This window comes from Crossiella sp. S99.2, assembly GCF_023094165.1.
GTDB lineage: Bacteria > Actinomycetota > Actinomycetes > Mycobacteriales > Pseudonocardiaceae > Crossiella.
Window position 1 is genome coordinate 536,512 of record NZ_JALMDK010000002.1, and the last position, 12,329, is coordinate 548,840.

At 71.0% G+C, this 12,329-nt stretch carries 12 protein-coding genes; 6 read left to right on the plus strand and 6 right to left on the minus strand.

Annotated elements, in window-relative coordinates; genetic code table 11:
• The first annotated feature begins 172 nt into the window (after positions 1–172).
• Positions 173–991 carry an RNA methyltransferase gene (locus MZC64_RS09025; protein WP_247761574.1) on the plus strand — a complete coding sequence of 273 codons (819 nt, stop codon included), beginning with the start codon at positions 173–175 and terminating at the stop codon, positions 989–991.
• A gap of 11 nt (positions 992–1,002) precedes the next feature.
• Positions 1,003–1,584 carry a DUF2537 domain-containing protein gene (locus MZC64_RS09030; RefSeq protein WP_247761575.1) on the plus strand — a complete coding sequence of 194 codons (582 nt, stop codon included), beginning with the start codon at positions 1,003–1,005 and terminating at the stop codon, positions 1,582–1,584.
• Positions 1,585–1,703: 119 nt separating this feature from the next.
• On the opposite strand, the gene sepH is transcribed toward MZC64_RS09030, so the two are convergent.
• From sepH to MZC64_RS09045, 3 genes are all read right to left on the minus strand, one after another.
• Positions 1,704–2,675, minus strand: coding sequence for a septation protein SepH (sepH, locus tag MZC64_RS09035; protein ID WP_247761576.1), 972 nt, complete (start codon positions 2,673–2,675; stop codon positions 1,704–1,706).
• A 169-nt stretch (positions 2,676–2,844) separates the two neighbouring features.
• Positions 2,845–3,981 (minus strand): phosphoserine transaminase, encoded by a 1,137-nt coding sequence (serC, locus tag MZC64_RS09040; protein WP_247761577.1) that lies wholly within the window; start codon positions 3,979–3,981, stop codon positions 2,845–2,847.
• Between the two features lie 113 nt (positions 3,982–4,094).
• Positions 4,095–5,297: a citrate synthase 2 gene (locus tag MZC64_RS09045; protein ID WP_247761578.1), complete on the minus strand. Its 1,203-nt coding sequence runs from the start codon at positions 5,295–5,297 to the stop codon at positions 4,095–4,097.
• Positions 5,298–5,392: 95 nt separating this feature from the next.
• Between MZC64_RS09045 and pdxH the strand changes: the two genes are divergently transcribed.
• Together pdxH and MZC64_RS09055 are read left to right on the plus strand one after the other, a co-directional pair.
• Entirely contained in the window at positions 5,393–6,046 is a 654-nt protein-coding gene (gene pdxH / locus MZC64_RS09050) for a pyridoxamine 5'-phosphate oxidase (protein WP_247761579.1), read from the plus strand.
• Positions 6,047–6,113: 67 nt separating this feature from the next.
• Complete coding sequence (locus tag MZC64_RS09055; protein ID WP_247761580.1) at positions 6,114–7,496, plus strand: MFS transporter; 1,383 nt, start codon at positions 6,114–6,116, stop codon at positions 7,494–7,496.
• On the opposite strand, the gene MZC64_RS09060 is transcribed toward MZC64_RS09055, so the two are convergent.
• Both MZC64_RS09060 and MZC64_RS09065 read right to left on the minus strand, forming a co-directional pair.
• Positions 7,439–8,725 (minus strand): hypothetical protein, encoded by a 1,287-nt coding sequence (locus MZC64_RS09060; protein WP_247761581.1) that lies wholly within the window; start codon positions 8,723–8,725, stop codon positions 7,439–7,441. The two genes, MZC64_RS09055 and MZC64_RS09060, sit on opposite strands and share 58 nt — an antisense overlap.
• 53 nt (positions 8,726–8,778) lie before the next feature.
• The gene (locus MZC64_RS09065; RefSeq protein WP_247761582.1) at positions 8,779–9,681 is read right to left on the minus strand and encodes an arginase family protein; all 903 of its coding nucleotides are present in this window, start codon (positions 9,679–9,681) and stop codon (positions 8,779–8,781) included.
• A 69-nt stretch (positions 9,682–9,750) separates the two neighbouring features.
• Here MZC64_RS09065 and MZC64_RS09070 point away from each other — a divergent pair, with 69 nt between their 5' ends.
• Both MZC64_RS09070 and MZC64_RS09075 read left to right on the plus strand, forming a co-directional pair.
• Positions 9,751–10,629, plus strand: a complete 879-nt coding sequence (locus MZC64_RS09070; RefSeq protein WP_247761583.1) for an ABC transporter ATP-binding protein — start codon at positions 9,751–9,753, stop codon at positions 10,627–10,629.
• Positions 10,626–11,669 (plus strand): hypothetical protein, encoded by a 1,044-nt coding sequence (locus tag MZC64_RS09075; RefSeq protein ID WP_247761584.1) that lies wholly within the window; start codon positions 10,626–10,628, stop codon positions 11,667–11,669. Before MZC64_RS09070 ends, MZC64_RS09075 begins: the two co-directional genes overlap by 4 nt.
• A 3-nt stretch (positions 11,670–11,672) precedes the next feature.
• Here MZC64_RS09075 and MZC64_RS09080 read toward each other — a convergent pair whose 3' ends face one another.
• Positions 11,673–12,317 (minus strand): hypothetical protein, encoded by a 645-nt coding sequence (locus MZC64_RS09080; protein WP_247761585.1) that lies wholly within the window; start codon positions 12,315–12,317, stop codon positions 11,673–11,675.
• Between the last annotated feature and the right edge of the window lie 12 nt (positions 12,318–12,329).

A 12,329-nucleotide genomic window follows, 5' to 3' on the forward strand; every position in this document is an offset into this window, starting at 1 on the left:
GCGTAGCGAACGCCCACCGTGGCACAGCGGTTCCCGGGCTCACCAGCCGCCAAACCGGTGCTCTCTGTTACATCGTCTTAACCAACAGCAACAATGCGCAGGTCAGCGCGTTGCTTCCGGATCTACGTTACTGGACAGTCTCTCTCGAATCGTGGGATGGCACACTGATCGGGTGGTGCAGGTGATCCAGATCGACGACCCGGCCGATGAGCGTCTCGCCGACTTCCGCGACCTGTCTACCGCCGACCGGCGGCCGGACCGTCCCGGCGGGCGCGGCCTGGTGCTGGCCGAGGGCGTGGTGGTGGTCGAACGCCTGCTCGCCTCGCCCTACCCGGTGCGCGCCCTGCTGGGCGTCCAGCGGCGGATCGAGGCCCTGGCCGACCAGCTCGAGTCCGTTGCCGTCCCGGCGTATGTCACCAGCGCGGAGATCATGGCCGAGGTGGTCGGCTTCCACCTCAACCGCGGCGTGCTGGCCAGCGCGGACCGCGCGCCCATGCCCGCACTGCCGGATCTAGCCGCCCGGTCCCGCTGCCTGGCGGTGCTGGAGGGCGTCGGCGACCACGAGAACCTGGGCTCCATCTTCCGCAACGCCGCCGCGCTCGGCGTGGACGGCGTGCTGCTCGGACCGGGCTGCTCCGACCCGCTGTACCGGCGTAGCGTCCGGGTCTCCATGGGTCACGTGCTCCGGGTTCCCTTCAGCACCGTCGAACCCTGGCCGGACGGCCTGAAAACCCTGCGCGACAACGGCTTCCGTCTCGCCGCCCTCACCCCGCGGGCCGATTCCCGGTCGCTGCGGACCGCGGTGGCCGGGGTCGGGAAGGTCGCGCTGCTGCTCGGTTCGGAGGGCCCCGGCCTGACCGAGGAGGCCATCACCGCCGCCGACCTGCCGGTGCGCATCCCGATGGCGCCGGGCGTGGACTCGCTCAACGTGGCCACCGCCGCGGCCGTGGCCTTCTACGAGGTCACCCAAGCCCTTGACCCGGACCACTAGGCTCCGGCGACGTGGAACTGCACGCTCGCGAAGCCCGCGCCGTTCTCCTGCGCCCACTCGGCCAGGACGGGGAGCCGCTTGAGGTCGACCTCGGCACGCTGACGCTGCCGGCGGGCCTGGCCGAGGCACTGCACGAGTGGGCCGAGGTGGCCGAGGCGGTGGAACTCTCCGAGGGCGCCGGTGAGGCGGTCTACCAGCGCGGACGGCATCTGGCCTGGCGGCTGGCCGTGGCGCTGGACACCCCGGTGCGCTATGTGGACCCGGTGACCGGGGAGACCGAGGAGATCCCGCCGCCACCGCCGGTGCCGGTGCGCCCGGCGGAGCCGGTGGAACCGACCCCGTGGGCGACCGGGCTGACCGTGAGCGTGTTCGTGGCCGCGATCGTGGTGGTCTCGATCGTCGCGCTGTCCCAGGGGCTGAGCCAGGCCAGCCCGCTGCTCGCCCTCGGGGCGAACGTGGTGATCGCGGGTGGCCTGGCGCCCTCGGTCTGGCTGGCGCGCCGCACTCCGGTGTGGCGCTGGGTGTCCTACGGCGTGGTCACCGGGATCGGCGTGGCGTGGCTGGCCCTGTTGCTGAGTCTGCTGGGACCGTGACGGCCCCTGGACCGGCCAAAGGGAAGAGCGCACCTGCTCCTCGCTGTCACCGAGGCAGTGGACCCCTGCAGGTGGTCCGCGGTCGCCGCTCTTCCCTTGTTCACGCCACGTGCGCTCCTCTAACCCCGCTGGGAACGCACGCCGAGTAAGACGTCCTCCCAGGACGGCACGATCGGGTGGTTCTTCCGACCGCGCTTGCCCGCGGGCTCAGTCCGCCGTGCCGGGGCGTGCGTGCCCAGATCGCCCTCTGCTGCCTCTGTCTTCTCGACCTCTTCCGCCTGCACCGGCTCGGTCGGTTCGATCAGGGGCGCGTCGGCCTGCTGGGCCAGCTCCTCCGGGAGCGGCTCGGGCTGGTAACGCTGACCGTTGCTCGCCGGGGCCTGCCGGGGTTCCGCCACGGGGGGTGGCGGCGGCATGGACTCGTCGATCACCGGCAGGATCTTGGTGTCGCCGTCCAGTTCCAGGGCCTGCTGCGCGAGCGGGGTGATCGCGCGCACGGTGCGGAGCGGACGGCCGGGGGTTGGGTCGATCAGGTCGGCGGCGTGCTCGTCCAGCGGCGTGATGGTGCCGCCGTGCGCGCCCGGGTGGAAGATCCAGTGCGCCCGGTTGTCCGAGCGGCCGGCCCGCCAGCGCAGCTGGATGACCCACTTGCCGTCCTCGCCGCGCCAGGAGTCCCAGTTGCCCACCGAGTAGTCCTGGCCACGCAGGCCGAAACCGTGCGCCACGACCTCGCCGAGGGTGGAGACGTCCGGGCCGTCCTCGCGCACCGGGTGCGCGCGCTGGGCCAGATCCGCGGTGCGGGACCGCTCCAGCAGCACCGGGTAGGCGTAGCGCTCCACCCGCTGGGTGGGCAGTCCGGACGCGGCGGCCACCTGCTCCACCGATTCGCCACCGCGGATGCGGGCCTGGATCTCGCGTGGGCGCATCTGGCTTTCCAGCTCGATCTGCGCCTGGCCCAGCCGGGTGATGTCGCCTCGGGCGGCGGCCTTGAGCCGCTCGTCAGCCGGCAGCGAGAAGCGTTCGCCGCGCTCGTCTTCGAGGACAAGCACCTGCGCGTCCTCGTCGAGCCCGACTACTCGCAGCGCTCGCATGACGGCCTCCCGGAAACTTCACCTCGCTAGCGGACACGGTATGTCGGCGAGCCTGCTTGACGGGGCAGGCGCGCCGACACCACGACTATCTGCATCCGATCTTGCCTGATCGGGGCACAGGCTCGCACCCGCAAATCACAACGGTGTCACTTCGCGGGAGGTGGCAGGGTTACCCGAGCTGTCCGACCACCCAGTCCACAGACTGTGTGAGCTTCGTCACATCATCCGGCTCGATGGCCGGGAACATGGCTACGCGGAGTTGATTACGGCCGAGCTTGCGGTACGGCTCCACGTCCACCACGCCGTTGGCCCGGAGCACCTTGGCCACCGCGGCCGCGTCCACCGAATCGGCGAAGTCGATGGTGCCGACCACGTGCGAGCGCTTGGCCGGATCGGTGACGAACGGGGTGGCGTACTCGCTCTGCTCGGCCCAGTTGTAGAGCCGCGAGGAGGAGTCCGCCGTGCGCGCGGTGACCCAGTCCAGGCCGCCGTTGCCGAGCATCCAGTCGATCTGGTCGGCCAGCAGGAACAGGGTGGCCACCGAGGGGGTGTTGTAGGTCTGGTCCTTGCGCGAGTTGTCCAGCGCGGTCGGCAGGGACAGGAACTCCGGCACCCAGCGGTCGCTCGCGCCGATCTCCTCCACCCGGGCGATCGCGGCCGGGCTCAGCAGCGCCAGCCACAGGCCGCCGTCGGAGGCGAAGCTCTTCTGCGGCGCGAAGTAGTAGACGTCGAACTCCTCGGCGCGCACCGGCAGACCGCCGGCGCCCGAGGTCGCGTCGATGGCCACCAGGGCGTCCCCGGCGTCAGCCGGCCGCTCGACCGGCACCATCACGCCGGTGGAGGTCTCGTTGTGCGCCCAGCCGATCAGGTCTGCCTCGGGCGAGCCCACCGGCGTAGGCGCGTCACCCGGCTCGGCCTTGACCACGATCGGGTCGCCCAGGAACGGCGCGGCCTTGGCCGCCTTGGCGAACTTGGCGGAGAACTCGCCGTAGGTCAGGTGCAGCGAGCGCTCGCGGATCAGGCCGAAGGTGGCCGCGTCCCAGAACGCGGTGGTGCCGCCGTTGCCGAGCACCACCTCATAGCCCTCGGGCAGCGCGAACAGTTCGGACAGACCGGCGCGGACCCGGCCGACGAGCTGCTTGACCGGCTTCTGCCGGTGCGAGGTGCCCAGCAGCGCGCCACCCTCGGCGGCCAGCCGGGCCAGTTGCTCCGGACGGATCTTGGACGGCCCACAGCCGAAACGGCCGTCACTCGGGCGCAGCTCCGCCGGGAGCTGGAGGGTGGTCAGGTCGGCCGTCTGCGTCATCACGGCGCCTTTCACTCGCGGTTGTCAACAGCGCCGGCGCCGTTGCCGGAGGCGCCCAGTGTTGCAGCCGGATGGCCTACCGGTTACCAGTGGGTGCGGAAGGTCTCCTCTGCTCACCCGCCCTGAATCGTGTCCCAGCCCTCGACTTCGGCCGGCGTGCGCGGCCCCGGCCCGAGGTACTGGGCCGAGGGCCGGACCAGCCGGCCGGTGCGCTTCTGCTCCAGGATGTGCGCGCACCAGCCCGCGGTCCGGGCGCAGGTGAACATCGCCGGCATCATGTGCGGCGGCACTTCGGCGAAGTCCAGGATCACCGCGGCCCAGAACTCCACGTTGGTCTCGATCGCCCGGTCCGGGCGGCGCTCGCGCAGTTCGGCCAGCGCGGCCTGCTCCAGCGCGGCGGCCACCTCGTAGCGTGCCGCGCCCAGCTCCTGGCAGGTCCGGCGAAGCACCCTGGCGCGCGGGTCCTCGGCCCGGTAGACCCGGTGGCCGAAGCCCATCAGCCGTTCCTTGCGGTCCAGGATCCCGGCCACGAACTTGCGCGCGTCGCCGGTGCGTTCCACCGCCTCGATCATCGGCAGCACCCTGGCCGGCGCGCCGCCGTGCAGCGGGCCGGACATGGCGCCGATCGCGCCGGACATGCAGGCCGCCACGTCCGCCCCGGTGGAGGCGATCACCCTGGCGGTGAAGGTGGAGGCGTTGAGGCCGTGTTCGGCCGCGGATACCCAGTAGGCGTCCACCGCCTGCACGTGCTTGGGGTCGGGCTCGCCGCGCCAGCGGGTCATGAACCGCTCGGTGACCGAGGAGCACTCGTCGATCCGGGACTGCGGCACCGCGGCCACGCCGATGCCGCGGGCGGACTGGGCGACGTAGGACAGCGCCATCACCGAGGCCCGCGCGGCGTTCTCCCGCGCCTGCTCGTCGGTGATGTCCAGTAGCGGCTGGTAGCCCCAGATCGGGGCCAGCATGGCCAGCGCGGCCTGCACGTCCACCCGGACGTCGCCGGTGTGCACCGGGATCGGGAACGGCTCGGCGGGCGGCAGGCCGCGGCCGAAGCGGCCGTCCACCAGCAGCGCCCACACGTTGCCGAAGGTGACCGACCCGGCCAGGTCCTCGATGTCCACCCCGCGGTAGCGCAGCGCGCCGCCGTCCCGGTCGGGCTCGGCGATCTCGGTCTGGAAGGCGATCACGCCCTCCAGACCGGGCCGGAAGGTCTGCTCGGCTGCCAGGTCCTGCACCACGGTGTGCCCCTCTCCCTGCGCGTTGGCGCCACCCTTCCGCGTGCGCGCGGTGTCGGCAATCACCTCCTGTGGTGGCATCCATCACCACTCAGGCGGTTTCGCATTTGTGGATTTCGCCGTACGGTCCGCTGTCACGGTGCTACGCGGGGTGCCCCGTCGGGGAGGAGTTCGACATGCCGGACGCCAACATCACACTCCCGGCGATGAGAGTGTCGTACGAGGCAGGAGCCTTGGACGAGACCTCGCTCGCCGGTACCTGGCACGAGCAGCTCCAGTTGTGGCTGAACGACGCGATCGGCGCGGGATTGCCCGAACCGAACGCGATGATCCTGGCGACATCGGACACCGAGGGCCGACCGTCCTCACGCACCGTGTTGACCAAGGGGCTTGATGCACGCGGACTGGTGTTCTTCACCAACTACACCTCCACGAAGAGTCACGACTTGCTGGCCACCCGGTTTGCGTCCGCGACTTTTCCCTGGTTCGCCATGCAGCGGCAGGCCACGGTGCGTGGCGCGGTGGAGAAGGTGAACGCCGCGGAGACCGCCGAGTACTGGAACTCCCGGCCGCGCGGCTCCCAGCTCGGCGCGTGGGCCTCCCCGCAGTCGCGGGTGGTCAACGACCGGCACGTGCTGGAGTCGGCGCTGAACATGGCCAAGCGCCGCTTCGCCGAGTCCGAGCGGATCCCGGTGCCCCCGCACTGGGGTGGCTGGCGGATCCGGCCGGAGATGGTCGAGTTCTGGCAGGGCCGCCCGGACCGGATGCACGACCGGCTGCGCTTCCGGGCCAGCCGAGACGGCTGGCAGGTAGAGCGCCTGGCGCCGTGAGCGCCGCCGTGTCCACCTGCTGACAAACCGATTCCCTTAGCCACGCTAACGGCCTAACATCCGATGGGTGACTGGGGACCCCGATGCCGTGCGCGTCGACACCGACAAGCCGCCCAGTCCTGGCCTCCGGGCCAGGCTGGGGCGCGTCCTGCTGGACACCAGACCGCTGAAAAACACGGCGTACCGGCGGTTGTGGCTGTCCAGCACGATCACCGTGATCGGCTCCCAGCTCACCACCGTCGCCGTGCCCAAGCAGTTGTACGACCTGACCGGCTCGTCCGCCTATGTCGGACTGGCCGGTCTTTTCGGTGTGGTGCCACTGATCGTCTTCGGCATCTGGGGCGGCGCCGTCGCGGACACCGTGGACCGGCGGAAACTGTTGCTGGTCACCAACAGCGGCGTGGCGATCACCTCGGTGTTGTTGTGGGTGCAGGCGATCACCGGCATCGGTTCGGTGTGGGCGGTGCTCGGCTTGTTCGCGGTGCAGCAGGCGTTCTTCGCGATGAACATGCCCGCGCGCAGCGCCGCCATCGCCCGGCTGGTGCCGCTGGACCAGTTGCCCGCCGCGCAGGCGCTGGGCTCCACCATGTTCATGTTCGCCGCGGTGTTCGGGCCGCTGGCCGCGGGCTCGCTGATCGCGGTGCTCGGACTGTCCACTTTGTACTTGATCGACGCGATCGCGTTGTGCGCCACGCTCTGGGCGGTGTGGAAGCTGCCGCCGATGCCGCCGCTGAACGGTCCGGCGCGACGAGCGGGACTGGGCGATGTGCTCGACGGTTTCCGCAACCTGGTCGGCCAGAAGGTGCTGCTGGCCTCCTTCCTGCTGGACATCATCGCCATGGTCGCCGGCCTGCCGAGGGCGCTGTACCCGGAGATGGCGGTGCGCACCTTCGGCGATCCCGAGGGCGGCGGTTTCGCGCTGGGCTGGCTGTACGCGGCGATGCCGCTGGGCGCGGGCCTGTTCGGCCTGGTCTCCGGCTGGAGTTCCCGGGTCTCCCGGCACGGCGTTGCGCTGACCTTCGCGATTATCGGCTGGGGGCTGGCCATCATCGGGCTGGGCCTGGCCACCGAGTTGTGGGTGGCGGTGCTGTTCCTGGCGCTGGGCGGCGCGGCCGACGTGGTCAGCATGATCTTCCGCGGCGCGATGCTGCAGCAGGCGGTCACCGACGATATGCGTGGCCGGACCCAGGGCGTGTTCACCGTGGTGGTGGCGGGCGGGCCGCGGTTCGCCGACCTGGCGCACGGCACCGCGGGCGCGGCCTTCGGCACCGCGATCGCGGTCTCCGGCGGCGGCGTGCTGGTGATCGTGCTGACCGTGATCGCGGTGCTGTGCATCCCGGTGATCTGGCGCTACCGCGCGCCGACCGCCGCTGTTGATCAGCCCGCTGTTGATCAGCCCAATGTGGACAGTGTGGTGGCCAAGGAGAAGCCCAGCAGCAACGGCCAGTAGAGCAGCCTCGGCGCCAAGTTGTCCCGCCAGCGGATCAGCGCGATCGGGGTGCGCGCGGTGACCAGCAACGCGTTGATCGCGCTGATCAGCACCACCAGGTAGAGCCCGAAGGAAAAATATTCCAGGTACACGATGCCGGGTGCGGCGGTGGCCTCGCGGATCGCGTTCTGCCGCACCGCGACCACCAGCACCATGCTCACCGCGAAGCTGATCACGCCGAAGCTGGTGAAGCCGACGAAGGTGCGCCGCAGCTCATCGCCGTTGGTGGTGATGAACAGCGCGGCGAAGACCAGCACCGCGATGAACCCGATCGGCACCAGTGTCTCGAACAGCGGGCCGTGGAACTGGCGGTTGACCAGCAGGTTGAAGTACAGCTCAGGGAACGGCGGCCGGTCGGTGTAGCGGCCGAGGCCGAAGTTGGTGGTGTAGCTGTGTTTGGAGAAGCTGAACGCGGTGGACTGCGGCTGCCAGCGCGCGGTGACGAACTGCGGGTCCAGGCCGTGCATGCGTTCGGGCTGCCAGGGCTGCGGGTAGGCGCGGAAGTCCGGCACCAGCAGCACGCCCCGGTTGAAGTCCGGGTGCCACATCCGGATCCACACGTCCTGGCGGTCCAGGGGGTAGCGGGAGTAGTCGAACTTCTGCACGAACGCGGTCTTGAAGTACCAGCCGATCACCTCGGCGTCGCCGTCCCGGTGCCGGTATGCCTGCCGGGTCGGGTAGGAGTCGTCGGCCTCGGGCAGCACCACGCCACGGGTCAGCCCCGGCGGCAGGCTGTCCGCGTAGCGCTGCCAGACATAGCCGCTGACCTGCACCTCGTTGCTGGCGGCGAACCGGATCGACTCCAGGTAGACCCCGGTGGGGATCTGCGCCGGGGTACTGCCCGGCGGCAGTTCGCCCGCCAGGTAGGCCGCGGACTCCTCGGCGGAGCGGACCACCTTGCCGATCACCACCTGCTGGTCCTTCTCGTGCACCTGGTTCCACACCACGACCAGTCCGGCCAGGCAGAACAGGCTGAAGGCGGCCGAGCACACCCAGTACCGCCACGCCTGCCGCCCGAACGGCCGGACCAGCAGCACCACCACACCGGTCAGGCAGAGCAGCGCGGTGAGCACCCGGGGCGCCAGTTCCCGGCCGTGCTCGAACACCGAGAGCAGCACGAACGCGGTGGCGCTGAGCACGCACAGCCCGGCGACGGCCCAGTCCACCCGGCGGTACCGCTCCTGCCCCATGCGGGCCACAGTGGCGTGATCACCGGGTCCGTGCCCAGTGGGCCAGGCCAGGTTCAGCCGGTCGGGGAAGCCAGTGCCCGCACCAGGATGCCGGTGAGCAGCGCGGCGCAGCGGCCGTCGGGGTCCAGGTCCGGGTCGTAGATGCCGAGGTCCAGGCCGAGGCAGCCCGGCGCATGCAGCAGTCCGGCGAGCAGGTCGGTCAGCTCTGCGGCGGTGAGCCCGCCAGGGTTGGGCGAGTCCACCGCGGGCATCAGGCTCGCGTCCAGGGTGTCCACGTCCAGGTGGATCCAGAACCCGTCCAGCCCGGCGAAGCGGTCCCTGGTCCAGGCCGCCACCTCGGGTGCGCCCAGCGCCCGGATGTCCTTGGCGGTGCGCACGCCGATGTCCGTTGTGGACAGTTCGGTGAGGTCTGACTCGTCCTCCGGGCCTATGCCCAGCAGCACCGCGTCCGCGTCGGCGACCAGGGGGCGCAGGCCGTCCAGATCGGTGAGGTCGGCCTGCCCGCGACCGGTGACCAGGGCCAGGACCTCGCCGCCCGCCGCGCCGACCCGGTCGGAGTTGCCCGGGTGCCGGAAGTCCGAGTGACCGTCCACATAGGCCAGTCCGAACCGGCCGGATCGCCGTCGCAGCGCCAGCATCGGGCCGAGCGCGATCGAGCATTCACCGCCGAGCACCAGGGCCAGCTCACCCCGTTCGTGGATGGCGTCGACCCGGTCGGCCAGCTTCCGCGCGTAGTCCGCGATCTGCGCCGCGTGGAAGACGCCGTCGCCTTCCTGCCAGTCGCCCCGGTCGTAGCGCGGGGCCACCAGGCAGCCGGCGTCCCTGGCGTCGAGCCTGGTCAGCAGGCCCGCGTCGCGCAGCGCGCAGGGCGCCTTGGCGCAGCCGGGCACGGTGCCCGGCGCCGGCGGGCGCAGGCCCAGGTTGGCTGGCGCGTCCAGCACCGCGATGGTCCGCATAGGACGTACTCATACCCGACACGGTGGAATCAGCCCACCGAGTTGTGCCAGGGCGGCTACGGTGGGCCGGTGCTCACTGCGTGGGGCCTGACCAAGGCCTATGAGGGACGTACGGTTGTCGATCAGGTGAGTTTCGAACTCCAGCCCGGCACCGTGACGGCCTTCCTCGGGCCCAACGGGGCGGGCAAGTCGACCACCCTGCGGATGATCACCGGACTCACCGTGCCGAACGCCGGCCGGGCCGTGGTGGCCGGTCGCCCGTTCACCGCCTGGCCCAACCCCTCGCACGTGGCCGGGGTGCTGCTGGACGCCGCCGCGGTGCACCCTGGCCGCAGTGGCCGCGGGCACCTGCGGATGGCCGCCACCCTGGCCGGGGTGCCACCCCGGCGCGCGGACGAGGTCCTGGAGACGGTGGGCCTGGCCGACGCGGCCACCCGCAAGATCGGCAAGTACAGCCTCGGCATGCGCCAGCGGCTGGGCATCGCACACGCGTTGCTCACCGATCCGCCGCTGCTGGTGCTGGACGAGCCGATCAACGGCCTGGACCCCGAGGGCATCCGCTCGGTGCGCAACCTGCTGCGCGGGCACGCGGCCAGGGGCGGCACGGTGCTGCTGTCCAGCCACGTGCTCTCCGAGGTGGACCAGACCGCGGACCGGGTGCTGGTGATCGGCAACGGCCGCATCGTCGCCGACGGCCCACTGTCCACGCTGACCACCTCCTCGCGCTCGCTGGTGCGTGCCAGGGACATGAACAAGCTCGCGGAGACCCTGCAACGGGCCGGGATCGCGATCCAGCCCGCGCCAGACGGCCAGATGGCCGCGCACGCCTCGGTCGACCAAGTCTCCGACATCACCTTCGCCGCCGGCATCCCGTTGCTGGGCCTGCGCGAGGAACAGATGAACCTGGAGGACCTGTTCTTCCGGCTCACCGGGGGAGGAACGGCATGACCCACGGCTACCCAGGCGGCCAGCCCGCACCGGGCTACCCGCCCCAGCCCACCGGCCCGCAGCCGATGCCCGGCGGCTACCCGCCCCAGCCCACCGGTCCGCAGGGCTATCCGCCCCAGCAGCCCGGTTTCCCACCCGGCCCGCACACCGGCGGCCAGCCCGCGCTCCATCCCGGTCAGCACCCCGGCTCGCCGGGACCGCACACCGGCCAGCAGCCCGCCGTGCCCTCCGGCCAGCCAGGTCAACTGCCCGGCCGGCCGGTCCAGGGCCACTCCGGTCCACTGTCCACCGGCCCGTGGGCCGAGCGGGCGGCCAAGCCGGCGAGCTTCCTGCGCCTGGTCCTGGTGGAGTTCCGCAAGCTGGTCGGCACCCGCTCGGACAAGATCGTGCTGGCCTTCGCGCCGCTGTTCCTCATCGGCGTGCTGTGCCTGATCATCCTGCCGCAGTTCTACCTGCGCTCGGCCTCCGACCAGATCCTGCCCAACCTGCTCGGCGTGCAGCTCGGCCAGCTGCTGCTGTTCGTCGCGGTGATCAAACTGGTCGCCGGGGAATGGCAGTACAAGAGCGTGCAGCCGACGCTGCTGGTGCAGCCCTCCCGGCTGCGCTACATGCTCGCCCAGGTCTCGGTGCTGGTCGGGGTGTGGCTGGCAGGCACCCTGGTGACCTTCATCGCCGGTCCGCTGCTGGTGAAGACGCGCACCGCGATGAACGTGCAGTCCTACTGGCTGGGCATGCGGCCCGGCTGGACGCTCGGCGTGATCGGGCTGGCCACCGCGCTGGTGCTGCTGTCCGCGATGGTGATCGCCACCCTGATCCCGAACACCGCGGCCGCGGTCACCGTGTTCTTCGTGGCGGTGCCGCTGCTGACCTTCGCCAGGGCCGGGCTGCCCGAGATCATCGGCCTGATCTACCCGCTGGAAGCGGCCTACGCGATGGCCGGGCTGGGCGCCGGGGCAGCGCAGACCATCGTCTCGGTGCTGCTCTGGCTCGGCCTGCTGGGCTTCGGCGGGCTGGTGGTCAGCAGGCGCGACGCCGGCTGAGCCTCAGCGCTTGCGGCTGCCGCCGTCGGGATCGATGGCGGCCAGCACCTTGGTGGCGAACTCGCGGGCGCGTGGGCAGAGCCGGTCCCGGCTGGTGACCGGGTCGAACTTCTCATCCAGCTTGCGCTGCACCTCGGCGTCCTTGTCCGGGACGTACATGGTGACCTTGAACGGGGTGGACGAGCCGGTGTCCACCACCAGGTCGCAGCTGGCGTTGTCATAGCCCAGGGTCTGCACCGCGTAGTAGCGCTCGGCCAGGATCAGCCGCTCGAAGTAGCGGCCGGTGGCGTCGTCGCCTTTCCACACGTCGGAGAAGAACTTCTCCTCGGACTTGCGGTCGCTCTGCTTGTACTGGGCGATGGAGTACTCGCCCCACTCCTCCTTGCCGATGCAGGAGGAGTTGCCGAACCCGGTCTTGGGCATGGCGGTCAGCCCGAGCAGGCTGGTGATGTTCTGCGGCAGCGTCTTGCAGGTGTTGTCGAAGACCGGCGGCCTGCTCTTCTGGAAGTCCAGGTTGTCGTAGGCGATCGCGTCCCGCTCCAGTGCGGGGGCGGGCGCGCCCAGCGCGGGTTCCGGCGGTGAGGTGCAGGCCGAGGCCACCGCGACGGTGGCCAGCATGGCGGAGACCAGGACTGCGCGCTTGCCCATGCCCGGTAGTTC

Excerpts from the sequence above, each read along its gene's own strand:
- MZC64_RS09060 (WP_247761581.1), bottom strand. The coding sequence starts at position 8,725 with ATGGGGCAGGAGCGGTACCGCCGGGTGGACTGGGCCGTCGCCGGGCTG.
- MZC64_RS09075 (WP_247761584.1), top strand. The coding sequence starts at position 10,626 with ATGACCCACGGCTACCCAGGCGGCCAGCCCGCACCGGGCTACCCGCCC.
- pdxH (WP_247761579.1), top strand. The coding sequence starts at position 5,393 with ATGCCGGACGCCAACATCACACTCCCGGCGATGAGAGTGTCGTACGAG.
- serC (WP_247761577.1), bottom strand. The coding sequence starts at position 3,981 with ATGACGCAGACGGCCGACCTGACCACCCTCCAGCTCCCGGCGGAGCTG.
- MZC64_RS09065 (WP_247761582.1), bottom strand. The coding sequence starts at position 9,681 with ATGCGGACCATCGCGGTGCTGGACGCGCCAGCCAACCTGGGCCTGCGC.
- MZC64_RS09080 (WP_247761585.1), bottom strand. The coding sequence starts at position 12,317 with ATGGGCAAGCGCGCAGTCCTGGTCTCCGCCATGCTGGCCACCGTCGCG.
- MZC64_RS09045 (WP_247761578.1), bottom strand. The coding sequence starts at position 5,297 with ATGCCACCACAGGAGGTGATTGCCGACACCGCGCGCACGCGGAAGGGT.
- sepH (WP_247761576.1), bottom strand. The coding sequence starts at position 2,675 with ATGCGAGCGCTGCGAGTAGTCGGGCTCGACGAGGACGCGCAGGTGCTT.